General features: G+C 37.9%; 23 protein-coding genes. 8 read left to right on the forward strand and 15 right to left on the reverse strand.

Annotated features, from left to right (window positions below; genetic code table 11):
- Window positions 1-9: 9 nt before the first annotated feature.
- The 9 genes from FVB32_RS13650 to FVB32_RS13690 form a co-directional block, all read right to left on the reverse strand.
- Entirely contained in the window at window positions 10-1329 is a 1320-nt protein-coding gene (locus tag FVB32_RS13650; RefSeq protein ID WP_246139913.1) for a 3-keto-disaccharide hydrolase, read from the reverse strand.
- A 95-nt stretch (window positions 1330-1424) separates the two neighbouring features.
- The gene (locus tag FVB32_RS13655) at window positions 1425-2729 is read right to left on the reverse strand and encodes a TRAP transporter large permease (RefSeq protein ID WP_147744351.1); all 1305 of its coding nucleotides are present in this window, start codon (window positions 2727-2729) and stop codon (window positions 1425-1427) included.
- Complete coding sequence (locus tag FVB32_RS13660) at window positions 2729-3193, reverse strand: TRAP transporter small permease (protein ID WP_147744352.1); 465 nt, start codon at window positions 3191-3193, stop codon at window positions 2729-2731. The genes FVB32_RS13655 and FVB32_RS13660 overlap by 1 nt, the downstream gene beginning before the upstream one ends.
- Before the next feature lie 2 nt (window positions 3194-3195).
- Complete coding sequence (locus FVB32_RS13665; RefSeq protein WP_147744353.1) at window positions 3196-4176, reverse strand: TRAP transporter substrate-binding protein; 981 nt, start codon at window positions 4174-4176, stop codon at window positions 3196-3198.
- An 8-nt stretch (window positions 4177-4184) separates the two neighbouring features.
- Window positions 4185-5585 (reverse strand): glucuronate isomerase, encoded by a 1401-nt coding sequence (uxaC, locus tag FVB32_RS13670; RefSeq protein WP_147744354.1) that lies wholly within the window; start codon window positions 5583-5585, stop codon window positions 4185-4187.
- Window positions 5582-7147, reverse strand: coding sequence for a solute:sodium symporter family transporter (locus FVB32_RS13675; RefSeq protein ID WP_147744355.1), 1566 nt, complete (start codon window positions 7145-7147; stop codon window positions 5582-5584). The genes uxaC and FVB32_RS13675 overlap by 4 nt, the downstream gene beginning before the upstream one ends.
- 12 nt (window positions 7148-7159) lie before the next feature.
- Complete coding sequence (locus tag FVB32_RS13680; RefSeq protein ID WP_147744356.1) at window positions 7160-8029, reverse strand: inositol oxygenase family protein; 870 nt, start codon at window positions 8027-8029, stop codon at window positions 7160-7162.
- A 2-nt stretch (window positions 8030-8031) separates the two neighbouring features.
- Window positions 8032-9216, reverse strand: coding sequence for a mannonate dehydratase (gene uxuA, locus FVB32_RS13685; protein ID WP_147744357.1), 1185 nt, complete (start codon window positions 9214-9216; stop codon window positions 8032-8034).
- Between the two features lie 11 nt (window positions 9217-9227).
- Complete coding sequence (locus FVB32_RS13690) at window positions 9228-10043, reverse strand: SDR family oxidoreductase (protein ID WP_147744358.1); 816 nt, start codon at window positions 10041-10043, stop codon at window positions 9228-9230.
- Between the two features lie 158 nt (window positions 10044-10201).
- Here FVB32_RS13690 and FVB32_RS13695 point away from each other — a divergent pair, with 158 nt between their 5' ends.
- On the forward strand, window positions 10202-11269 hold the full coding sequence (locus FVB32_RS13695) for a substrate-binding domain-containing protein (protein ID WP_147744359.1): 1068 nt from the start codon (window positions 10202-10204) through the stop codon (window positions 11267-11269).
- A gap of 83 nt (window positions 11270-11352) precedes the next feature.
- On the opposite strand, the gene FVB32_RS13700 is transcribed toward FVB32_RS13695, so the two are convergent.
- Genes FVB32_RS13700 through FVB32_RS13710 form a run of 3 tightly spaced genes read right to left on the reverse strand, consistent with a single transcriptional unit; the run spans window position 11353 to window position 13123 of the window.
- Window positions 11353-11826 (reverse strand): alpha/beta fold hydrolase, encoded by a 474-nt coding sequence (locus FVB32_RS13700; RefSeq protein ID WP_147744360.1) that lies wholly within the window; start codon window positions 11824-11826, stop codon window positions 11353-11355.
- Window positions 11814-12215 (reverse strand): alpha/beta fold hydrolase, encoded by a 402-nt coding sequence (locus FVB32_RS13705; protein ID WP_147744361.1) that lies wholly within the window; start codon window positions 12213-12215, stop codon window positions 11814-11816. Before FVB32_RS13705 ends, FVB32_RS13700 begins: the two co-directional genes overlap by 13 nt.
- A 5-nt stretch (window positions 12216-12220) precedes the next feature.
- The gene (locus FVB32_RS13710) at window positions 12221-13123 is read right to left on the reverse strand and encodes a lysophospholipid acyltransferase family protein (RefSeq protein ID WP_147744362.1); all 903 of its coding nucleotides are present in this window, start codon (window positions 13121-13123) and stop codon (window positions 12221-12223) included.
- A 53-nt stretch (window positions 13124-13176) separates the two neighbouring features.
- Here FVB32_RS13710 and FVB32_RS13715 point away from each other — a divergent pair, with 53 nt between their 5' ends.
- The gene (locus FVB32_RS13715) at window positions 13177-13827 is read left to right on the forward strand and encodes a rhomboid family intramembrane serine protease (protein ID WP_147744363.1); all 651 of its coding nucleotides are present in this window, start codon (window positions 13177-13179) and stop codon (window positions 13825-13827) included.
- 63 nt (window positions 13828-13890) lie between these two features.
- Here FVB32_RS13715 and FVB32_RS13720 read toward each other — a convergent pair whose 3' ends face one another.
- Window positions 13891-15000 carry a TlpA disulfide reductase family protein gene (locus tag FVB32_RS13720; RefSeq protein WP_147744364.1) on the reverse strand — a complete coding sequence of 370 codons (1110 nt, stop codon included), beginning with the start codon at window positions 14998-15000 and terminating at the stop codon, window positions 13891-13893.
- A 97-nt stretch (window positions 15001-15097) separates the two neighbouring features.
- Window positions 15098-15592 (reverse strand): hypothetical protein, encoded by a 495-nt coding sequence (locus tag FVB32_RS13725; protein WP_147744365.1) that lies wholly within the window; start codon window positions 15590-15592, stop codon window positions 15098-15100.
- An 88-nt stretch (window positions 15593-15680) separates the two neighbouring features.
- Between FVB32_RS13725 and FVB32_RS13730 the strand changes: the two genes are divergently transcribed.
- Complete coding sequence (locus FVB32_RS13730) at window positions 15681-18593, forward strand: FAD-binding and (Fe-S)-binding domain-containing protein (RefSeq protein ID WP_147744366.1); 2913 nt, start codon at window positions 15681-15683, stop codon at window positions 18591-18593.
- On the opposite strand, the gene FVB32_RS13735 is transcribed toward FVB32_RS13730, so the two are convergent.
- Window positions 18570-19475 (reverse strand): UDP-2,3-diacylglucosamine diphosphatase, encoded by a 906-nt coding sequence (locus FVB32_RS13735; protein ID WP_147744367.1) that lies wholly within the window; start codon window positions 19473-19475, stop codon window positions 18570-18572. The two genes, FVB32_RS13730 and FVB32_RS13735, sit on opposite strands and share 24 nt — an antisense overlap.
- 192 nt (window positions 19476-19667) lie before the next feature.
- Here FVB32_RS13735 and aroC point away from each other — a divergent pair, with 192 nt between their 5' ends.
- The 5 genes from aroC to FVB32_RS13760 are packed head-to-tail and all read left to right on the forward strand — an operon-like array spanning window position 19668 to window position 25149.
- Window positions 19668-20732, forward strand: coding sequence for a chorismate synthase (aroC, locus tag FVB32_RS13740; RefSeq protein ID WP_147744368.1), 1065 nt, complete (start codon window positions 19668-19670; stop codon window positions 20730-20732).
- Window positions 20733-20788: 56 nt separating this feature from the next.
- Window positions 20789-22114 (forward strand): dicarboxylate/amino acid:cation symporter, encoded by a 1326-nt coding sequence (locus FVB32_RS13745; RefSeq protein WP_147744369.1) that lies wholly within the window; start codon window positions 20789-20791, stop codon window positions 22112-22114.
- Between the two features lie 17 nt (window positions 22115-22131).
- Window positions 22132-23163: a glutathione synthase gene (gene gshB, locus FVB32_RS13750; protein WP_147744370.1), complete on the forward strand. Its 1032-nt coding sequence runs from the start codon at window positions 22132-22134 to the stop codon at window positions 23161-23163.
- Window positions 23156-23980: an N-formylglutamate amidohydrolase gene (locus FVB32_RS13755; RefSeq protein WP_147744371.1), complete on the forward strand. Its 825-nt coding sequence runs from the start codon at window positions 23156-23158 to the stop codon at window positions 23978-23980. Before gshB ends, FVB32_RS13755 begins: the two co-directional genes overlap by 8 nt.
- On the forward strand, window positions 23977-25149 hold the full coding sequence (locus tag FVB32_RS13760) for a flavohemoglobin expression-modulating QEGLA motif protein (RefSeq protein WP_147744372.1): 1173 nt from the start codon (window positions 23977-23979) through the stop codon (window positions 25147-25149). Before FVB32_RS13755 ends, FVB32_RS13760 begins: the two co-directional genes overlap by 4 nt.
- The last annotated feature ends 156 nt before the right edge of the window (window positions 25150-25305 follow it).

The raw sequence follows: 25305 nt of genomic DNA on the forward strand, positions 1-25305 counted from the left end.
GATTATATTTTAAAGTTGTTTGATTTTTATGTTCCTAAAGGAAACCCTGTCCCCGTGATCTTGCAACAGAATGTTCCCTTTATCCGCTTCTCCGAATTGAGGCCATGTAACATACTTACTTTCGGAGACTAATTTTCGATACGCATCACTTTTACGTTCATACTCCAACACTTTTGCTCCATTAAGCCAGTGCTCTACGTGGTTATTATTTGAAATGATATGTGCTCTGTTCCATTCCCCAATTGGGCTTACATATTTGGTAGAATCTGCTTGAATAAGATCATAAAGCGAACCTATGGTTCTGCTTCCTTCATGATTCCCCAATTTTGCATCTGGGTGACGAGCATCATCTAAGATTTGAAACTCAAGGCCAATTGAAGAACCTTCCCCTTTGTTTAGATCGGTGTTTACATAATATTTGATTCCACTATTGGCACCCTCTGTAATTTTAAATTCCAATTTCACTTCAAAATTATCGTATTGGTTTTCTGTAACAATATCCCCACCAGCTTCGGATTCACCCCCACCAGAGGATAAAACGGTCAATTCCCCATTTTCCATGATCCAACCCTGTTCTGGGAAATGGCCCAGTTTTGCACCGTGCCAACCTTTGGTGGTCTGTCCATCCCAAAGCAACTCCCATCCATCTTCTTCCTCATGCTGTGTTAGCATGTTTTTTGTGACTATAGGTTGTAGCGGAGATACTGTAGTGTACTTTTCAACATTCTCTGTGACTATCTTGATGTTCTTCCATTTTATTTCGGTTCCAGCTTTTTGGCTTTCACCTATACTGTGTACTTGCAAGCCAATAAAACCTTCGGAAGTAATATCATCGATTAGGTAAGCCGCAGGAACTCCGTTGACCCATGTTTTTATGGTGTCGCCAAGCGCTTCAATTCTGTAATGATTCCATTGGTTTTGTTTGAATGCTTTTTGAGCTGCTTCATTTTTTGATAAAGGATTCAACCAACCTCTTCTACTTTCATCGTAGATACCCGCACTCCATGCACGATCGGATGGATCAATTTCTACTTGATAACCATGCACGCGTCCGTCAAAATATTCCGGAATGCTATTACTTCGTATTTGTATCCCTGAATTCATGGTAGAATCCACCAAATATTCCAATTCCAGTATAAAATCGCTATAGTTTTGGTTGGATGTTAGAAATGTGTTTGGTGTGTTGTGTACTGTCTTGCCTACGATAGTTTCATCTTCTACTGAATATGCGGCGTTGCCTCCTAGTACAGTCCATCCTTCAAGGGTTTTCCCATCAAAAATGGATACCCATGGCGTATCATCTTTGGGCTTTTGATTACAGCCGACCATACATAGTACTACTGAAATGGCCAGCACCTTTTTTAAAAAGGCTTGTTGTTTATCTTTCACTTGTTTACATTTTAAATTGTTCATGTTCTTTTATTTTATAAATCAAATAAACTGGGTAACCACAAAGTCAATTGTGGAATATAGGTTATCAAAAACAGCGCTACTATCATCGCCAAAAACAATGGTATTAGCGGTTTTATTACTTTCTGTATGGAGGTCTTTGCGACTCCAACACCAACGAAAAGTACAGAGCCCACCGGTGGGGTACACAAACCGATGCACAGATTCAAAATCATAATAATTCCAAAATGAACCGGGTCGATACCTAGTTTGGTAACTACGGGTAAAAAAATTGGGGTAAAAATCAAAACAGCAGGGGTCATGTCCATAAAAATGCCAACAACCAGTAAAATAACATTAATCATTAGCAGAATGATAATTTTATTATTGCTTACACCCAATAATATGTCAGAAGTGGCTTGTGGAATATTTTCGTAGGACATTGCCCATGACATACTGATTGAAGCTGCTATCAACAACATTACTATTGCTGTAGTAAGTGAAGAGTCCAATAAAATGCTTGGCAAATTCTTAAAAGAGATTTCTTTATAGAGAACGCCTAAGACTAATGAATAAAGCACAGCTATGGCAGAAGCTTCGGTCGCGGTGAATACACCTGCAACGATTCCTCCAATAACTATAAATAATAACAACAAACTCGGAAAGGCGTTGACAAAGGTTTTTCCAATTTGAGAAATACTGATATTACCCTTTTTATTTTTGCTGACATATCCCTTTCTTTTTGCCCAAACCATGGCAACAATCATCAAAAATAGCCCGGTTAGAATGCCAGGAATGTAACCAGCTAAAAATAAAGCTGCAATAGAAACTCCACCGCTTGCCAAAGAATAAACGATAAGTATGTTACTGGGAGGAATAACGAGTCCTGTAGTAGCGGATGTAATATTAACAGCAGCTCCAAACTCCCTGGAATATCCTTCTTTCTCCATTTCGGGACCTAAAATACTTCCCATTGCAGATGCGGATGCCATGGCAGACCCCGCAATAGCACCCATCAACATTGCTGCGGTTATGTTGATCAATGCAAGTCCACCAGGTAACGCACCTACCAAGGTCTTGGCAAAGGCTATCAACCGATGTGCCATTCCACCTTTGTTCATTAAGTTTCCGGCAAGAATAAAGAAAGGGATGGCCAAAAGAGCAAAACTATCCAATCCTGCACCCATTCTTTGTGCAAGGGTTGTGGCGGCAGGTAAAAAAGGAATGCTTACCAGCATAGTCAACAAAGCAGAAATGGCAATACTCCATGCAACAGGAGTTCCTATGGACAAAAGGCCAAGAAAACTTATGACCAACACTAAAATGGGTATATATTCCATTAGAAACTAGGGTATAAAATGTCCATAATTTTGTAATAAATAATCACTAGCCCACTAAGTGGGATTACCAGGTATACATATGCCAAGGGAATTTGTAAAGCTGGCGAAAGTTGATTTAAAACATAGGTAACATAGACCAACCTGCTCCCTCCAATTACCATTGCTGTCAAGGCGAATAATATGACCATGAGTTTTACAGCGGCTGCCAGTTTTTGCTGAGTTTCTCTATTGAACTTCTGGGTTAGCACATTGATTGCAATGTGCATATCCTTACCGGCGGCATACGCTGCTCCCAAAATTCCAACCCAGATCATAAGATAACGTGCCAGTTCATCGGTAAAAGAACTAGGGGTGCCTATTACAAACCTGGTAAAAACCTGCCATAAAACATTCAATACCATTACCGACATGATGGCAATGAGCAAATAGCTCAATATTTTATCGACTTTTTTTCTAACACTCATGGTCATTTTACTGCTCTTATCTGTTGTATCAAATGATGTAATTTTTCATCACTTTGGTATGCTTCATATATTTTTCCACTCATTTTGGAAAAAGGTGTTTTGTCTGGTCTTATAATCTGAACTCCAGATTTTTGTATGGCTTCCAAAGCCTCAGATTCCGAATCTGCCCATAGTTTTCTTTGATGTATAACCGACGCATCTACTGCTTTTTGAAGCCAATCTTGCTCTTGTTTTGAAAGTCGATTCCAAAAATGGGTTCCTACAATCACAACATCAGGAGAAAAGGTATGTTCGTTAAGGGTATAGTATTTACATATTTCATAATGTTTTGATAGATAAAAACTTGGAAGGTTATTTTCAGCCCCATCTACCACACCTTGCTGCAAAGAGGTGTATAGCTCACCCCATGAAATAGGTGTAGGTGAACCACCAAAACCCCTAACCATTTCCATCGCCGTAACACTTGGCATTACTCGTATTTTTTGTCCTCTTAAATCATTCGGGTGCTCAACTGCTTTTTCTTTGGTATAGAAGCTACGACTACCAGCGTCATAAAAACCAAGGCCTTTTAGCCAATATTGTTTGCCATCATTCAGTAATTCCTGCCCAATAGGACCATCGAATACTTTAAAAGAATGTTCCCTGTCCCTAAAGAGATAGGGTAGCCCCAACACCCTGGTTTTTGGAGCAAAATTTTCTAGTGTAGCTGCAGAAACCTTGGTCATATCCAGACTGCCAATCTGCAGTAACTCCATTATCTGACGCTCTGTACCTAATTGTTGATTAGGGTATATTTCAACTGTCAACGTACCATTTGAAAGTTGGATGAGATCTTCTCCCATTTTAACCAAAGCCTTATGCACAGAGTGATTTATATCTAGCCCATGTGCAAGTTTTATCGTTTTGGTATTTTGGTTTTTATTACAACCCAACAATGCAAACACAAAAAAAGTAAGAAGAATATGTTTGATTTTATCGTTCATCCGTTGCCTTAAAAATTGAAGTATTCCTTTGCATTATTATAAGAAATATCCTGTATCATTTTTCCAATCCATGGCACATCTTTAGGTAGTTCTCCTTTCTCTATTTCTTCACCAAAAAGATTGCACAAAATCCGCCGGAAATAATCATGTCTTGGGAAAGACAAAAAACTTCTGGAATCTGTTAGCATTCCAATAAAACAACTTATAAGTCCCAAGTTTGAAAGGGTATTCAACTGTTTTGTCATACCATCTTTTTGATCCAAAAACCACCATGCAGATCCCCATTGAATCTTGCCCTTTATACTTCCGTCATTAAAATTTCCAATCATTGATGCCATTACTTCATTATCTGCTGGGTTGAGATTGTAAATGATTGTTTTTGCCAGTTTATCTTCACTGTCCAACCTATCTAGAAATTTGGAGAGGGCATATGCTTGGGACAAGTCTCCAATAGAATCCCCTCCAGAATCTGCGCCTAACGAATTCAGCATTCTACTATTATTGTTACGCATGGCTCCAAGGTGGAACTGCTGGACCCATTTTTTGAAGTGATACGTTTCTGCCAGAAATTGTAAAACTGCACTCTTGAATTTTCGAGATTCATGTGCATCAATTTTGTGCCCTTCACGCCTTTTCTTAAAAATGAGATCTACTTCAGATGCTGTATACTCTTCAGCGTAAAGCTGACTTAGTGAATGATCACTGACTTTACATCCGTTTGTTTCAAAATACGTTATTCGTTTTGATAGCGCTTGGCATAAATCATCATAAGATTTTATAGAAAAATCAACTACCTCTTCGAGAAGATCTACATAAGCATTGAAGCCCTTATTGTCTATATGTATTGCCTTGTCTGGTCTAAAAGAGGTGCTTACTTTCGTGCCAAAATCGCTTTTTACCAAATTCTGATGATGTTTTAAGTCATCAGTTGGGTCATCTGTGGTACAAAGCGCTTTCACATTCATTTTGGTGAGAAGGTTTTGACAGCTATAGGCTTCTGCACTTAATTTTCTTGTAGTCTCCTCATATACTTGTTGGGCATTGTCTTTACTTAATAGTTGATCAATACCAAAATAGTGTGACAACTCCATATGCGTCCAATGGAATAGCGGATTTCGCATGGTATGGGGCACTACTTCTGCCCATTTATGAAATTTTTCTTCATCGGTGGCAGTTCCCGTAATATACTTTTCATCAATTCCAAAGGTGCGCATGGCCCTCCATTTATAATGATCTCCATCAATCCATACTTGTGTTATAGAGTTGAAAATTTTGTTTTGGGCAATTTCTTCGGGAGGTAAATGATTATGATAATCGATGATTGGCATCTTGGCCGCAAAGTCATGATATAGTTCTTCAGCAAAGCTGTTCTGCAATAAAAAATCTTTATGTATGAATGGTTTTATCATGATAAGAGCACATAAATTAAGATGGTCGCCACGGTCAACCCAACTCCAAAGACATTTACCAACGACCAAGGTTTTTCTTCTTTTCCGATACGCTCCACGTAAAGGGGTTGAGGATACATTTTTGAAACCAAAAACATAATAACAAAGTTCAATACAAATTCAATTCCCCATAGATGCACAAAATGTATGTTCACATCCAAGATGAAAGTGGTCAGAATATAAAAGGCAAATCCAAAGAAAAGTCCGGTTTTAGCTCCTGTTTTATTTATACCCTTAAAAAAGATACCTGCAATAATCACTGAGGAAATGGGAATAAAAAAGATACCGTTCAGCTCTTGCAATAGGAAGTATAATCCATCTGGCGCATAGGCCACCATGGGTGCAATTGCAATGGCCAGTACAGCCAATATTACCGAGGTGATTTTACCATAATAGACCAATCTGGAATCGGTTACCTTCTTATTGATTGTTTTTTTATAAATGTCGTAGCAAAAAATGGTGCTAGCTGAATTCAATACACTATTGAATGTACTCAATACTGCTCCTAGCACAACTGCCGCAAAGAAACCAAAGAGGTAAGTTGGCAATACTTTTTTGACCAACAAGGGGTAAATAAGGTCTGGCGTGTCTATATATTGGTCTTGAAAATAGTAATAGGCAATCAAACCAGGTAGCACAATGATCAAGGGAACAAACAATTTTAATATTCCGGTGTAAATGAGGCCTTTTTGTGCTTCCACCAGATTCTTTGCACCAAAAGCCCTTTGTATTATAGCCTGGTTCATTCCCCAAAAATAGAGTTGGTTGATCATCAAACCAGTGAATAGGGTAGAGAAGGGCAATACAGAATCGTTACTACCTATGATGTCAAACTTATCTGGAGCAAAGTCATACACGGTACCAAGTCCATCAAAAATATTTCCATCACCTATTTGGTATAGGGCAATTGCGGGTATTAAAAGCCCCCCAAGCATTAGCCCCAAGCCGTTTAAACTATCAGAATAAGCCACCGCCTTTAGCCCTCCAAAAATGGCATACATGGAGCCTATTGCTCCAATAATGAAGACGGTAAATAGCATTGCTCTGTCTTTACCGATGCCAAACATTGTTGAAAAGTCAAAGACACTTTCAATGTTAATAGCCCCTGAATAGAGCACTATGGGTAAAAGGGTAACTACAAACGAGAGCATTAATAAAAAGGCCACAATGGAGCGGGTAAGACCATCATATCTCTCCTCTAAAAATTGTGGGATAGTAGTTAATCCCATCTTAATGAATTTGGGAATAAAAAATATGGCAGCTATCACCAAGGCAATGGCAGAAGTCACTTCCCAAGCTATTACTATGATTCCATTCTTGTACGAACTTCCATTCATACCAATTAAATGCTCTGTGGATATGTTGGTAAGAATCATAGAACCAGCAATAATTGGCCCGCTAAGACTTTTACCAGCTAAAAAATATCCTTTAGCGGAGTTGAAATTGTCTTTTCGTAATCTATATGTGGTATATATGATTACGAAAAGGGTAAATCCAAAAAAACCTAGATAGGTCGCGAGCATTTATACCAATGTTTAAAATTTTAATTTTTCAGGGAGGTATTTTGCAACTAAATCTTGATAATAAGGTTTTAAGGTCTTTGCATCTGGTGGCACTGGAGCTTTTGAATACAAATCGTACGGATTGAATTTTTTCACCCACTCAAACATCTTATGATCATGCTCGCTCATTAAATGATCATAGGCATTTTCTCTATGCTGTGCATAGAATGAATGATATCGGATCATGTATAATGCTGGTTCGGGAAGATAATCTTTCATGATTTGATAGAGATACTCATCGTGCCCCCAACTCATCTTAACGTTGTTCAAGCCACAGTTTTTCTCATAGATTCCATATTTATGATTGTATCTATCATCACTTGAATCGGTATTGGTTTCAAAGAATTCTGGATAAACAATTTTGTCTGAAAACTGACAGCCTACAGGGAATGTATCGCCCACAACAGCCCATTGGGGTTCTCCGAATAGGCATAATACTTTGCCGACATCGTGTAAAAATCCGGTAAGCACAAACCAATCTGGATGTCCATCAGCCCGAATCGCTTCACTAGTTTGTAAAAGGTGTTGCAACTGGTCCAAATCAATATCGGGGTCACTATCGTCAATTAATGTGTTCAAAAAATCGACTGCCTCCCAAAGGGACATTTCCTTTTTATCAAATCTTAAAAACTCCTGCTCTTTTTTAATGACAAAATCGTAATTCTGGTATTGATGGTTAAGCTTGTAAAATGCTCTAACCGTATCTATTCTTTCAGAATTTTGGTAATCTCTAAACGCCTCTTTTTCCTTTTCTTGGGTATCTGGGTCTGGGTAGCGTTGTAGTATATCATCTTCCCAATGTTCCAAAGACTTTAAAGGATTGTTTTTATCTATTTTTCCCATAACTACGCTAATTTTAAATTTTTCGCTACCCCGAGCTCGAGTCCCCTAAGTTCTGCTAGTCCTTTTAGCCTACCAATACAGGAATATCCTGGATTTGTTTTTTTGTTGAGGTCATCTAGCATTTGATGTCCATGATCAGGTCTCATAGGAATCAGAATATCTTTTCTTTGCTCGTTTGATCTTCGTTGTTGTTCTAAAAGTACTAATTTGACCATTTCATACATGTCCGTTTCTCCTTCAAGATGTTTGGCTTCGAAAAAGCTCCCGTTATCCATTCTTTTGATATTTCTGAAATGCAGAAAATGGACACGGTCTGCGAATTTCTTGAAGATGTCTGGCAAATCATTGTTGAATCTTACTCCCAAGGACCCAGTACAAAAAGTAATTCCATTATGAATTGAGGGTACTTGATTAAATATGTAGGCATAATCATCGGCCGTACTCAAAATTCTGGGTAATCCCAAAATTGAAAACGGAGGGTCATCTGGATGGGCGCATAATAAAACACCGGTTTCTTCAGCAACTGGGACTATTTCCGAAAGAAAATAAACCAAATGCTCTCGCAATTTATCGGAGGATATATTTTGATATGTATCGAGTGCTCTTTGAAAAGTTTCTAATGAATATCCCTCCTCAGCGCCAGGTAACCCTGCTATAATATTCGTAATCAATATTGCTATGTCTTCTGAAGACATCAAGTCATAATAAGATTTAGCCTTATACTGCTCTTCAGATGAGTATTGTTTTTCTGCCTCAGGTCTCTTTAGAATGTACAAATCAAAAGCGGCAAAGGCATCTTTATCAAAGAACAATGCTTTTGACCCATCAGGCATTTCATAATCAAGAGAAGTACGCGTCCAATCCAAAATGGGCATAAAATTGTAGCAAACAACTTTTACTCCACAAGAAGCAAGATTTTTAATGGTTAGTTTGTAGTTTTCTAATTGTTTTTGAAAACCTTCGGCTTGTGTCTTTATATTTTCGTGCACAGGAACGGATTCTACTACCGACCATTCAAAACCCTGAGCTTCTATGATATTTTTTCGCTCATTTATTTCTTGGATGGGCCAAACCTCCCCATTTGGAATATGGTGAAGGGCGGTAACGATTCCTGTTGCTCCCGCTTGTTTAATATCTACAAGAGAAACTGGGTCATTTGGCCCGTACCATCTCCATGTTTGTTTCATTTTTAACTCCATCACACCCCACTAAATATGTTGAAACCTCCATCTATAGGTATTACGGCGCCGGTGATGAACTTTGAGGCATCACTACAGAGAAAGTGCAGAACACCATTAAGTTCTTCCGGTTCTCCAAAACGCTTCATAGGTGTATTCTCTATAATAGCATTACCTCTTTCGGTATATGAGCCATCCTCGTTTATGAGCAACTTTCTATTCTGGTTTCCAAGGAAAAACCCTGGTGCAACGGCATTAACTCTTATGTTACTACTGAATTTGGTGGCCATTTCAACCGCCATCCATTTGGTGAAATTCTCCATTGCAGCTTTTGAAGCAGAATATCCGGCAACCCTAGTCAAAACTCTAGGGACTGCCATTGAAGAATAGTTTATAATGCTGCCAAACCCTTGGTCGGCCATGACTTTGCCAAATACTAAAGAAGGTATGACAGTACCATTCAAATTAAGCTCGGTTACTTTAGTAAAATCATCCATAGATAAATCGAAAATGGTTTGACCTGGTCCAATTGTAGCCCCGGGCATATTGCCTCCTGCCACATTAAGGAGGATGTCCAAACGTCCAAATTTATCTAAAACCTTATCTCTAACTTCTTCCATAGAAGCCTTGGAAAGCACATTAGCCTCCAATACCAGTAGTTCTCCACCCTTGTTCCTGATAGCGTTTTCGATTTGAATTGCATTATTCTTTTTGGTTGTAAGCAATACGATTTTAACCCTAGCAGAGGCCAAGCTTAATGCGGCAGTACTTCCAAGCACGCCAGTTCCACCTGTAATCACAGCTACTTTACCGTTAAGGTTAAAAATTGAGTTCACTTTTTTATGGTATATCGAATTGAACGATTTTTTAAATCAAAGTACACAGTTCCGTGTGCGCACACGTAAAAATATAAATTAGCTTTGCATTATCCAAAGTTATGATAGTTAAAAGCTAAAATTAACTGAAGGTTGTATATTAACTGCTTATTTACAATATGATTACTATAAAGGAAATTGCTAAGCTTGCCAACGTGTCCCCAGGGACAGTAGACCGGGTGATACATAATAGGGACGGGGTTTCTGAAAAAACTGCAGACCGAATAAAAGTTATTTTAAAAGAACATAATTTTAAGGTTAATAGAATCGCCCAATCGCTAGCAATGAAGAAAAAGTATACCATTGCAGTGTTACTACCACATTATGATGAAGAGGATTCATTCTGGAAGGCTCCGTTGGAAGGTATTGAAAAGGCTAAGGAAGAGGTGAGGAGCTTTGGTGTAGTTGTGGAAACCTTTTCATTTGATCAGAAGAACTCCAGCTCCTACATTAAATCGTTTGAACAATTGCTTAAAACCAAACCTCAAGGAGTTGTTTTGGTTCCTACCTTTAAGCAAGAGACACGACGGTTGACTAATATTCTATTACAAGAAAACATTCCTTTTGTTTTCTTGAACATAGCCTTAAGTGGATACGGAAACCTCTCTTTTATTGGTCAAGATTCGTTTAAAAGCGGCTATTTATCAGGTAAACTAATGCAGTTGTGTTTGAATGAGGGTGATGATATCCTTACCATTCACTCTAGGTCCAACCTCTCCAATTTCAACAATATATCACAGCGAACAAAAGGGTTCGACTGCTATTTTAAAGAAAACGGACTGAAAAACACAAATCATTATATTGAAATAGAAGACTTTTGGGACACCAAAAAGGTAAAGGTCAGTATCGAAATGGCCCTAAAGAGTATCCCTAAAATAAGAGGCATTTTTGTTCCCAACAGTAGGTCCTATATTATTGCCGATCATATTAATGACTATAGGGACAAGGTGCCATTCTTAATTGGGTTTGACTTAACGGAACACAATGCACAAGCACTTGTTGATGATAGGATTACATTCTTGATTTCACAAAAACCTTTTCAGCAAGGATATAGAGCAATCAACAGCTTATCTAAATTTCTATTATATAGTACTCCACCAGCTACAGAGATATTGTCTTCTATAGAAATTGTTACAAAAGAGAATATTCCTGATTATCGACAAAAAGAACATGCCATTTTCTTATAGTAAATTGGTTTTAAAAACCATTTTAGCCTCAATATTATAGCAACTATAACTTTATATAAAATCCATAATTGATTTTTAATCAATTACTTAACTGTAAATGAAATAATGGAATTCTTGATTAATTGTTCCTGGTTCCAAACAATAAAATGATTTTCTTTTTCAATAGGAATCACTTTTAAGCTTTTTACATTGGAGAAATGCCTCTCCATAAACGCAACGTTTTGATATGGAACCAATTTATCTTCTTCTCCATGAATAATTAAGGTATGCTGGGTTAGCTGGCTCAACTGTGGTTGCATCAATTTTAAATCTTCTTTAAGCATCCACAATTCATCATTAGATGGTTTTAATGCTCCCGGGACTAAATATTTTAATGGAAACCAGGTCAGTGGTTTACGCCATTTCCCCGGCTTTTCTACATCTGGATCTAAGGCACCTGCTAGAATGACTAAATTTTCATGCAAATCTGGACGTTCTATTGCCATTTGCACAATCAAAGGACCACCATATGAGTGCCCAATTAGTGTATAGGGCTTACCATTATCTAAATATTCCAAAAATTCATAAGAATAAGCGCTTGAGGTTTTAATGCCATACTTCGTCTAAATTCACTTTTTCCGAAGCCAGGCCTATCTATCGCAACTAGTCTGAATTTGTTTGACAGCAAAGAATCGGAGAGGTAAGCTTTATATGCATCCCAACTTCCGGGTGATCCGTGGATAAAAACCAATGTTTGGGCATCCTTATTCCCAGTTTGGATATAATGAAGGTTTCTATCTTGTATTTCTATATTGCTGTCTATAAAGTCCATTTGCTTTTCTTGAAAAAAAGCAGCAGTTCTTTTTGGAGAAGTGCGCATGGTCATGCAGGAGTTGGCAAAAAGTAGGTAACCAAATACCAGAAAAGCAAGAAGGTATCTTTTTTTAAATCGCTTTCTAATGGTCATGTAGCTTATTCTTGCATACTTTGGAATTCTTTTGGGACTTTGTCTTTATGCTTCCATCTTTTATGTGTCCAAAAATAATATTCAGGGGCTTCATAAATTGATTTTTCAACCTCTTTCAAAAATGCTTCTGAAATTTTATATCCTTCTACCTCAGTTGGCTTTTCTGATAGGACCTTAAAAGTTCCTTGATAATAACCTCGTTTTAGTTTTTCAACTTTAAGATAAATCGGAATCATATCAAGAACCTTACAAAGTTCTTCGCCTCCCACGTGAATGGGCACCGTGATATTCATAAATTTTGCCCAATGACGGGTTCTGTTGAGCATTGGGGACTGGTCGCTGATGATTCCAACAGTAATCAATTGCCCCTCTTTTTTTGCATCTTTTATAATTTTTCGACTTTCCGTTGTTCGGATGAGTGTTGTACCATATTTACCTCTAATATCCCGAACTAATTTATCAAAATACTTGTTTTGAATAACCTGATAAATGGCATAGGCCCTAGAATTTAGTTGTGAGTTTAAAGAAAAAACCCATTCCCAACTTGCATAATGCGGCATCATTATCATAGTGTTTTTACCTTCACTTTCTAATCTTTGTAAAACTTCAACGTTGGTGAAAACATATCTTTTATGCATTTGCCGATTGCTGATGCCCAAGGTCTTTGCCATTTCTAAAAATATATCGCAAAGGTGTTTATAGAATTTCTTTTCTATTCGCAAACGCTCCAAATCTGATTTTTCTGGGAAAACTAATGCTAGATTATTGCGCACCACTTTTTTACGATATCCGACAACATGATAAAGTAATTGGTACACGATATCAGAAATAAAATAAAGTATTCTGAATGGAAGTCTGGATATGAGCCAGAGTAAAGGATAAGCAAGTATAAAAACAGCTAACTGCATAGGTAATTCTTGTGCGCAAATATAGCTATATTTGAACCCAAATCTTATAGCATATGTTCAATTTACATGCAGCAACCATAGCGATTATTGCTGCCAATGTTTTGGTCTCTTTAAGAGGTTTTAGCGATTCTACTTTTTTTGAAAGATATAAATTTAGCATTGGGGGTGTTAGAGCGGGCCAACGGGAAAGAACGGTAACTTCTGGTTTTTTGCATGTGGATATTTCACATTTGTTCTTTAACATGTTTACGTTATATTTCTTTGCCAATGTGGTCATTAATTGGTTCGGGGCTCCCAAGTTTATCATCATCTATTTTATTAGCTTAATAGGCGGTAGCCTTTTGGCACTTTTCTTTCATAAAAATGAACCCTATTATAGTGCTGTTGGTGCAAGTGGTGCGGTTACAGGTATTTTATATGCAGCAATTTTGTTGAATCCCAATATGCAGTTGGGCATTATGTTTATACCCATTCCATTGCCTGCTTATGTATTGGGTATAGCGTATTTATTGTATTCTATTTATGGGATGAAAAGTAGACTGGGAAATATTGGCCACACTGCTCATTTTGGAGGGGCCATCGGAGGCTACGTCACTACACTATTATTTAAACCAGACCTTTTTGTAACGGACACCCTGATTGTTATCTTGTTGGCCATTCCAATTGTATTGCTTTTAATCTTGGAAAAAATGGGGAAAATATAAGTTGACTTAAACATAAAAAAGCCCGCAACTTGTTGCGGGCTTTTTTATTATTGTGGTTTTATTTTAATTCAGTAATTCGGCTACCTTTTGTTCCAAGGCAGGGCCTCGTAAATCTTTAGCAACTATTACACCGTTCTCATCTATTAGAAACGCAGCGGGGATTGCATTTATATTGTACAATTGTGCCACTGGGTCCTGAAACCTTTTTAAGTTGGAGATATGGTTCCATGCCAGGCCATCATTTTCAATTGCCTTTTTCCAATCTTCGGCACGTGCATCCAACGAAACACCTATAACGTTTAATCCTTTATCGTGATACTTATTGTAAACAGAAACAATATTCGGATTCTCCGCTCTGCAAGGCCTGCACCAAGCTGCCCAAAAATCTATTAAGGTCAATTTTCCTTTTACATCGCTAAGTGCAAGTAACTCACCGTTTGGAGTAGGTGCTGAGAATTCCGGTGCTATTCCCCCAATTTCAGTGGTCTTAATTTTATCAAGCTGTTCTCCCAATTTTACTCCTGGATCAGACTGTTTCATTTCTGGAGTAAGTGCCTTGTAGATAGCTTTTATTTCATCATTCGGAAGACTCTTGTTAAGCATTAAGTTGCCCAAAATCAAAACAGAAATAAGTGCATTTGGATTTTCCTTGGCGAAATCAACGTTAAACGTTTTTACCTCATCCTGAAATTCTATGTATTCTTCTCTCAATGACGTTACCGTTGCTGTATCCTGCTGCTGTGCGGCATTACGCATATCATTTTGCATGGACCTGGCGCGCTCTGATAATTTTCTGGATTCACCCAAGAAATTCATAAAAAGCTCATTCTGTGGTGTTCCTTTAAGCCTAGCGTAGTTCATACTGTCTTTTTGAAACCTCAAATCGATATCCCCATTCTCAAGAATAAAAGGAATATTTCCTCTATTGGATTCAACAAAAATGTAGTGAAGTTGTGGGCTGCTTTGTGCTCCGGCAAAACTAAAGGTGCCATCTTGAACCGTTGTGGTATCAATATCAATCAGCTGATTAAGGGAGTCTGTAGTTTTTAAGTAGACATTAGTCCCATTATCGAGCTCCCCAGTAACTTTTGCATTTATGGTAAAACCTTCGGGTTTAGAATTGCATGATACAAAAAACAGTATCCCTAAGGTAATTGCAAATATCTTTCTCATTTTTTGCTATTTAAGCCGCTAAGATATTCATTACATATGGCATAAAAAAGCCCTTAACTTTTCTTAAACGGTCAGGGCTTGTATTTTAATGAACCAATTAAAATTGATATCGAATGCCTAGGGCAATGTCAAAATCAAAGTCATTGTCAAAACCATCATACCCTAAAATACCAATTTCTGGTCTAAAATCGAGGGATAAGAGTAGGGGGATATCAAAATTATATTCTACGCCGATATCTCCAGCTGCAAATACAAAAAGGCCATCATTGTCATCTCCATTTGGGACCTGTTCAAACTCCACGCTTCCCAATCCACCACCTACACCGTAGTACCAATTGAAGTTTCCATCCAATTGATGTACCCATTGGTACACTCCCGATAATTTAAAAGCATCAAATTGTCTGCTATCTCGCCAACCAAGGTTAAATTCAGCTCTATTATACCGCCCAATAGATTTTTGATAAGAGATTTCAGCTCCAAAACCGTCGCTGTCACCCAAGCGAAGTCCCAATGCATGTTCAGAAATGTCCTGCGCGCTTGCCACTATTGTTGCAAACAAAAAAAGACCAGTAAATAATGTGGTAATCCTCATAAGTTTCTCGTTTAGTTAAAAATTAAAGATAGCTTTGTAAAGCTTTCTGACAATAAAACTTATTTTGACAACCAAAAATTGTTCCAGATTGGATAAATCTCTTTTAAAATCCCTCTCCCAAGAATTACAAGGTGAATTATTAATAGATGACTTGAGCAGGGCCTTGTACGCTACGGATGCATCTGTTTATAGAAAGCGACCTTTGGGAGTAGCATATCCTAGAAATAAGAAGGACATTCAAATACTAATAGCCTTTGCAACCGAAAATCGTGTGGGATTGGTTCCCAGAACAGCCGGGACATCTTTGGCAGGACAGTGCGTTGGAGACGGTATTATTGTAGATGTTTCCAAACATTTTACCCAAATTTTGAGTTTGGATAGGGATAAAAAACAAGTCACGGTTCAACCAGGGGTGGTGAGGGACGAACTGAATCAATATTTAAAACCTTTTGGACTTTTTTTTGGGCCAAATACCTCAACTTCCAACAGATGTATGATTGGCGGAATGGTTGGCAACAATTCTTCAGGCACTACATCCATTCAATATGGTGTTACAAGGGATAAAGTTGTTGCACTAAATTGTTTGCTTTCAGATGGAAGTGAAGTATTTTTCACTGATTTGGATAAGGATGAGTTTGAGAGAAAGAAGAATCAAACTTCACTTGAAGGCATTATTTATTCAACAATTGATAGTGAGCTTTCCAATAGCGAGAATCAAAAAAATATTGAAACAGAATTTCCAAAACCCAGCATCCATAGAAGAAATACGGGTTATGCCGTTGATGAACTTTTGAAGAACAAGGTTTTTGGAGCTAATGAAGAAGATTTTAATTTATGCAAATTGTTGTCCGGGAGTGAAGGTACCTTAGCTTTTACTACCGAAATCACCCTACAATTGGATGATTTACCGCCGCCTTTATCAGCAATGGTAGCCACGCATTATAGTAGTTTAGAAGACTGTTTGAGCGATGTAGCCCCGGTTATGCAGCATAATTTGCATACCTGCGAGATGATGGATAAGGTCATTCTTGATTGCACAAAAAACAATAGAGCACAATTGGCCAATCGATTTTTTGTGGATGGAGATCCTGCGGGAATTTTAATGTTGGAGGTAAAGGCTAATACCGATGATGAACTGGAAAAACAATTGCAAGAGTTACTGGCGACCATTCAAAAATCCGGATTAAGCTATGCAAGCCCGGTTTTAAAAGGTGATGATATCAACAAAGCTCTTGAACTGCGCAAAGCAGGATTAGGCTTATTGGGAAATATGGTTGGTGACCGTAAAGCAGTTGCTTGTATTGAAGACACTGCTGTTGCCTTGGAAGATTTAAAAGATTTTATCGGGGAATTCACCAGAATTATGAAAGGGTATGATCAAGATGCGGTCTACTATGCCCATGCCGGAGCAGGGGAGTTGCATCTACGCCCAATTCTTAATTTGAAAAAATCAGATGATGTCGTTTTATTCCGTTCCATCACCACAGATGTAGCAAAACTGACCAAAAAATATAAAGGTAGTTTTAGCGGTGAGCATGGAGATGGAATTGTAAGAGCGGAATTTATTCCTTTAATGATTGGAGAAGCTAATTATGAATTGCTGAAACGAATCAAATCTGTTTTTGACCCAAATAATATTTTTAACCCTGGCAAAATTGTAGATGCTTTTCCTATGGATGAATCACTGCGATATGAAATTGATCGTGCTGAGCCTGAGGTAAAAACCTTAATGGATTTTTCCGATAGTGAAGGAATTCTAAAAGCAGCTGAAAAATGTAATGGGAGTGGTGATTGCCGGAAAAGCCATAATATGGCTGGAGGTATGTGCCCTAGCTACCACGCTACCAAAAATGAGAAGGATACCACGAGGGGTCGGGCCAATGCATTGCGGGAGTTTTTGACCAACTCAGAAAAGCCAAATAAGTTTGACCAAAAGGAACTCAAAGAGGTCTTTGATTTATGTTTGAGTTGCAAAGCATGCGCGAGCGAATGCCCTAGCAATGTTGATGTGGCTACCTTAAAAGCAGAATTTTTGTATCAATATCAGCAAACCAATGGTTATCCCTTGCGGAGCAAGTTGTTTGCCTATAATACAAAACTGAATGCCCTTGGTAGTAAAGTACCAGGTTTGACGAATTTAATTTTTGAGTCCAAAGCAACAGGTGGTCTCCTTAAAAAAATGTCTGGAGTTGCTGCGCAAAGAACGCTCCCGAAAGTGCATAATTTCAACTTTGAAGCCTATTTAAAGAAGTTTAGGGCTGAAAGCATCCAATCTTTACAAAAAGTGGCTTTATATATTGATGAGTTCACCCAATATTTAGATGTTGAAGTGGGTAAAGATGCTATAGCACTGCTTTGTAAGCTTGGATATGATGTACAGTTGTTTTATGCAGAAAGTGGACGAACTTATTTGTCCAAAGGTTTCTTGAAACAAGCCAAAAAGCTGGTAGGGAAGAACATGGAGAAAGTAGAAGTACTTCTTCAGCAGAACATCCCAATTGTTGGCTTGGAACCTTCAGCAATATTGTCGTTTAGGGATGAATACAAGAGATTGCATCATAATAAAGAGCAAGTAGATAAGCTTGCCTCAAATTCATTTTTAATTGAAGAGTTTTTAGCTTCTGAGATTAAAGAGGGAAATATAACCACTGATAGTTTTACAGAAGAGGAAAGAACAGTAAAGATTCACAACCATTGCCATCAGAAGGCATTGTCCAATCAGAAAGTGACATTCGATGTGCTTAACTTACCTAAAAACTACAAAGTTTCTATTATAGCATCGGGTTGTTGTGGTATGGCGGGTTCCTTTGGTTATGAAAAAGAGCACTATGAAACCAGCATGAAGGTAGGGGAACTTAAATTATTTCCAGTCATACGAAAGAGCAAAGTAGAAACTATACTTTCAGCAAACGGAACAAGTTGTAGGCATCAAATTAAAGATGGAACGAAAAGGGAGGCACAGCATCCAGTCACCATTTTACGAAAGGCCCTGCTTATTTAGGGTTTTCTCATCATTATTTTTTTCTTTGAGCCCCTCTTCGGTAATGGGTTCAATAGCAACATCTTTGTCGGTTATCGAGGCTATAAGTTCATTCATATCCATTTCTTTCAGGTCTTCATCAACAAAGAAAGGCGATAGTTTATCATGGTTGTAGTGGTATATTCTCCAACGCTTAAAAGAGTACTCCAAAGCAGTTAAATTTTCGACCCAATCCCCAGAGTTTAAATATATACAGCTTCCATTTTTGTTTTCGTATCGCTCTTTTTTGGGCTGGTGTATGTGTCCGCAGACAACATAATCATAGTTGTTTTCAATGGCGAGATCACCAGCTGTTTTTTCAAAATCATGGACATGCTTTACAGCACCTTTAACGCTACTTTTAATACGTTTGGATAAAGAATAACGCTCGCGGCCCATCTTGACCAAACACCAATTAATAAAGCTGTTTGTTAGAATTAGAATATCATAACCATAGCTTCCAAGCTTGGCTAACCATTTTGCGTTCTGAATGGATACATCAAAGACATCACCGTGAAAAATCCAAGCTTTTTTGCCATCTAAATTTAGAACAAGTTTGTTGGTAATTTTAAAATTACCCATTGAAGCATCGCTAAACTTGCGTAGCATTTCATCATGATTTCCAGTGATATAATGTACTTCTGTACCTCTTGAGGCCATGCCAATGATTTTTTTGAGCACCTTTAAATGGGAGGCAGGGAAATACCGTTTGCTAAACTGCCAGATATCGATAATATCACCGTTCAAGATTAGCTTTTTAGGTTGAATGCTATTGAGATACGCTATAAGCTCATCCGCATGACAACCATAAGTGCCAAGATGAACATCTGAAATAACTGCTAGCTCTATCTTTCTTTTTTTCAATGATATAGGTTTAAGTGCAAAGTAAAACTGTAGGAATAAACTTAAAATGAAATTGAAGTCAATAATTCATCAGTAAGCAGTTAAAAAAACATCAAGGAAAGCACTATTATGTTACATAAACATTAAGTGGTAAGCTGGTTTTTGAAAACGGTTTATAACTTCTACCTTTGGGGCTTATCGAATTTTTGGCAAATGGCAGGAAATACTTTTGGACAGCTTTTTAAGCTTACGTCTTTTGGAGAGTCTCACGGAAGAGCCCTTGGTGGAGTAATAGACGGTTGTCCTGCTGGGATAATGTTGGATATAGAAAAAATCCAATTAGAATTAAATAGAAGGAAACCTGGCCAATCGGCAATAGTCACGCAACGTAAGGAACCAGATACTGTCGAAATTTATTCAGGAATTTTTGAAGGCAAGACCACTGGAACCCCAATAGGCTTTGCAATTCATAATACCAATCAAAAATCTAAGGATTATTCGCATATAAAAGATTCGTACAGACCTTCACATGCAGATTATGTGTATGATAAGAAGTATGGATTTAGGGATTACAGAGGTGGAGGCAGAAGCTCTGCAAGGGAGACAGCAAGTAGGGTAGTGGCAGGAGCTATTGCAAAACAATTCCTAACAAATATAAAGATCAACGCTTTTGTTTCCCAAGTTGGTGAAATGAAATTGGAAAAAGATTATAAAGAACTTGATTTTTCCAAAATAGAGGCCAATCCAGTCCGTTGTCCAGATATGGAAACCGCAAATCGAATGGAGGAGTATATAAAGTCCATTAAGAAGCAGGGAGATACCATTGGCGGTGTAATCACCTGTGTCATTCAAAATGTACCAATTGGTTTAGGTGAACCGGTGTTCGATAAATTACATGCTGCACTAGGAGGTGCAATGCTTTCCATCAATGCAGTAAAGGGTTTTGAGTATGGTAGTGGGTTTCATGGTGTTACGATGAAAGGAAGTGAACACAATGACTCCTATAATAGTGATGGCACCACTACAACAAATCTGAGTGGAGGTATTCAAGGTGGTATTAGCAATGGGATGGATATTTATTTTAATGTTGCCTTTAAACCAGTTGCAACTGTACTTCAATCTTATGAAACCATTAATAAAGAAGGTGAAAAAGTGACTACTCAAGGTAAAGGAAGACACGATCCATGCGTAGTTCCAAGAGCGGTTCCTATTGTAGAAGCCATGGCCGCTATGGTTTTAGCAGACTTCGCCCTTTTTGCACGTACTAACAAAATATAATAGCTTCTTTAATTTTTTTCCACTCAAAATAGTATCTTACTACGCAAATTCCAACTATGCGTAAATTAGAATTACACTGGAAAATCCTTATAGGGATGGTGTTAGGTATTGTTTTTGGCTTTGTCATGACCCAAGTTGATTGGGGTAAAGGTTTTGTTTCGGACTGGATTCAGCCTTTCGGAACCATTTTTGTCAAACTCCTTAAACTAATAGCCATTCCTTTGATTATTGCTTCACTAGTCAAAGGAATTTCTGATTTAAAGGATATTTCCAAGTTTAGAAATATTGGATTGCGAACTATTGGAATTTATATTTTGACCACTGTTGTAGCAATATCCATAGGATTGTTGCTTGTTAATGCATTGCAGCCAGGAAATGGTATTTCAGAAGAAACAGTAACTAAACTAACAGAGACCTATGCCACTGATTCAGGGGTTACTTCAAAAATAGCAGAGGCCACGCGGCAGAAAGATAGTGGCCCTTTACAGTTTTTAGAAGATATGGTGCCAGACAATGCTTTAAAGGCAATGAGTGATAACGGGCTTATGCTTCAAGTTATCTTTTTTACCATATTTCTTGGAATTTCCATGCTGCTGATAGGGGAGGAACGGGCAAAACCGTTAAAAGATTTCTTCGATGCCTTAAATGATGTGGTACTAAAGATGGTGGATTTGATTATGCTTTCTGCACCTTATGCTGTATTTGCTTTATTGGCAGGTGTAGTGGTATCATCAAGTGACCCAGATTTATTGTTTGCGCTACTGAAGTATGCAGGTGTCGTTGTTGGTGGATTGTTTTTAATGATTGTATTTTATAGTGTAGTTGTTTCAGTATATACCAAAAAGAATCCATTTTGGTTCTTGAAAGAAATGAGTCCTGCGCAATTATTAGCTTTTTCAACAAGTTCCAGTGCTGCCACTTTACCAGTCACAATGGAAAGGGTTGAGGAACATATAGGAGTGGACAAAGAGGTGTCCAGTTTTGTGCTCCCAGTGGGAGCTACAATCAATATGGATGGAACCAGCTTGTATCAAGGAGTAGCTGCCGTTTTTATTTCGCAAGCGCTTGGTTTTGACCTTACTTTTGCGGATCAATTAACCATAGTGCTAACCGCTTTATTGGCCTCAATTGGTTCTGCAGCGGTACCTGGGGCAGGAATGGTTATGCTAGTGATTGTTTTGGAGTCCATAGGATTTCCTCCAGATAAACTGGCAATAGGATTGGCTTTAATTTTTGCGGTGGATAGGCCATTGGATATGTGCAGAACGATAGTGAATGTCACTGGAGATGCCATGGTGTCTATGGTTGTGGCAAAATCTGTGGGTAAACTTGGTAAACCAAATATTAAGGAATGGGACGACCATTTAGATGAAGTAAAATAACAAATCAACAAAGAGCTATGAACATCTGTTTTTTAATGTACCCTTGGGAGGAAATTGATTCAGAAAATGACACAAGTTTAGCATTGATTCATGAATGTGTAAAACGGAAACATGGAGTGGCGCTCTGCACTCCCGCTAATTTGACCATTAGAAATAGTGTTACAAGTGCTTTTTGTACCGTGGTTAATAAAATGGATAAGGTTTCCAGTAATCTAAAGACCTTTTACAAACAAGCATCCCTTCGTGAAGAAATGCTTCCGTTGGCAGGGTTTGATGTTATTTTTATGCGCGCGAACCCGCCTTTGGATCCCTTAATGCTCAATTTTCTTGATTCAGTTAAGGACGATGTGTTTATTGTCAATTCACTTCAAGGCCTTCGAGAAGCTAACAACAAATTATATACCGCTGCATTTGGCGATAGCCATAGCAACATTATTCCTGCTACCCATGTATCCAAAAATAAAAATTATCTGGTCAGGCAAATCAACGAATCCGAAGCAGATAAAATGATTTTAAAACCACTAAATGGTTTTGGTGGTTCAGGGGTAATCCTAATTGAAAAAGCAGCGATGTCTAACATAAAGTCATTACTGGATTTTTATGTAACCAACTCAGATGGAACATCTAACTATGTAATACTTCAAGAATACATTGAAGGTGCTGACCAGGGAGATGTAAGAATTTTGATATTAAATGGAGAACCAATTGGGGCCATGAGGCGTATACCAGGTTCGGACGATCATCGCTCCAATGTTTCTGCTGGCGGTTCTGTGGCTAAACACACTTTAACAAAGGAAGAAAAAGCACTTTGCAAACAGATTGGACCTAAACTGGTCAATGATGGACTTTTCTTTGTTGGTATTGATGTGATAGGCGGAAAGTTGGTGGAAGTCAATGTGATGTCACCAGGTGGAATCACCTACATGAATAAAGTCTACAAAACAAAAATACAATGTAAGGTCATTGATTTTGTTGAAAGCAAAGTTATTGATAAACTGCAGGCCTTTGATAGAAGGTCAAGATTACGTAATGAAGTAGAGAATGCATAGGTTATCAATTTCTGATATTATCTCTAATATTAAATCAGGAAAAAAATTTGAAGCAGTTTCTGATGACTATTCCTTTACCATAAAAATTGAAACATACGTTCCCTTTGTTTGTGGAGCCGTGCATGATGGGCACCAGTTTCGTCAATCCTTATGGGATAATTGCTTGCACACCGAGTATGAACGCTGGTATGAGGAAGACCCATGTACCAAACAAATGGTAAATGGATTCCCAATAGTAATTGCAGGCTGTGACAGTCGATTTGAATATGATTTGAATCGCCCTCCCGAAACAGCAATTTTTGATACTGCATGGGGTAAGCAGCTATGGAAAAACGCTTTACCGAATAGCGAAACACAACATAGCCTTGCTAAACATGCAAATTTTTATAAAGTAGTGAACGCTTTAATAACAAAATTAGAATCCAATTTTCGAAATGTGATTGTTTTTGATATGCACAGTTACAATTGGAAGCGATGGGATAGGGAGGTCCCTGTTTGGAATTTGGGAACAACGAATGTGGATAATAATAGGTACGGGACTATAATAGAAAGCTGGAGAGCCAAATTAGGCGCAATGCAATTGCCGAATGGTATACAATCAACCTCAAAAATCAACGATACCTTCCAAGGAAATGGCTATTTTTTAAAATACATCACACAAAACTTCAAAAACACTTTGGTGTTAGCCACAGAAATTTCAAAAGTATACTGCGATGAACTTTCTGGCGTTATTTATCCCGAAGTAGTGAAATCCGTTGAGAATCAACTTAAAGATTTGATACCTTTGCAAGTTGAAGAATTCCAAAAGCACGTATGATTGAAGTAAAACGGCAACTAGAGTTACAAAAGGAATACCCTGCGCTGTTTGATATTGATTCAAACTTGAACCGTTTGGTGAAACGAATTGAGTTGCTCAATTATGTGAACCCTTTGAATATAGAAAAGGAGAAACATCGTTTTTTTGCTTCAAAATATACCCTAGAACCAGAATTTAAGTATCCCAAATTAAAGTTTGACTCATACAAACTTCAGCGTCTTTTCTTCTCACAAAGATTAGAACGTATTGAAGATGAATCTATCCGTAAGTTATATCAAGATGTGATATACTATTATGCCAATATGATTCAATGCATTGAAACGATTGGACAAGGTAAAAAGTTTTATTACAATTCCCTTCGCGCATTTGGAACCCCAACGGAGAAGGATGTGCAGAATGCTAGATTTATACTTCATTTTAAGGATGAACCTAGTTCAGTAGATATGGATAAGGTATTTTCTCCAGATGAAGCCAAGGCCTATTTTGAAGACTATATAACCAGGTATACTTTTCCACTTAAAATTCGGTTTTCAACAAATATTGCCGCTGAGGCCATGGTGAGTAATAGCTCGCAGACTTTGTTGATCAAGAAAAATGTCAAATTCAGTAAAAATCAATTATTGACCTTGGCCAACCATGAAATAGGGGTGCATTTGGTCACCACATTCAACGGTCTAGATCAACCGTTAAAAATATTTTCAAACGGATTGCCTAAAAATGTGGAAACCCAGGAAGGATTGTCTGTTTTTAGCGAATACATGGGCGGAGCACTAACGCTTAGGCGATTAAAAGAACTTGCATACAGGGTTATGGCAGCAGATGGTCTAATAAAAGGCTATAGTTTTGCTGATACTTTTGATTTAATCCACGGGCAGTATAAGTTAAATAGGGAAGAGGCATTTGGGATTACGCTACGAGCACATCGTGGAGGTGGTTTTACCAAAGATCGTTTGTATTTAAGCGGATTGCGAAAAATATACAAGCGGTATCAAAATGAAGAGCCGTTAGATATTTTGTTCACCGGAAAGGTTTCACTGGATTACGAAGAGCAGATGAATCACCTTAGACAATTGGGCTTGGTGCAACCCATTACTCATAAAAGTCTGTCATTTGAGCAGAAGCTGAATACGAACAATACGTTGGATTTTATACTGAACAATCTTAAATAGCATGCCATTTCAAAAGAAATGGCATGCTTATCTATATGTTAAAGTGAAATATACCTTCCTCTAGGGTATTTTACCTGAAAAGAGAAACTTTCCTTTTTACTTTCTTGACTGTCCAATTTCATATTCCAGGTTGGTAAACCTGTTTTCATCCAAAAA

It is taken from the genome of Flagellimonas hymeniacidonis (assembly GCF_008040165.1).
Taxonomy (GTDB): domain Bacteria; phylum Bacteroidota; class Bacteroidia; order Flavobacteriales; family Flavobacteriaceae; genus Flagellimonas; species Flagellimonas hymeniacidonis.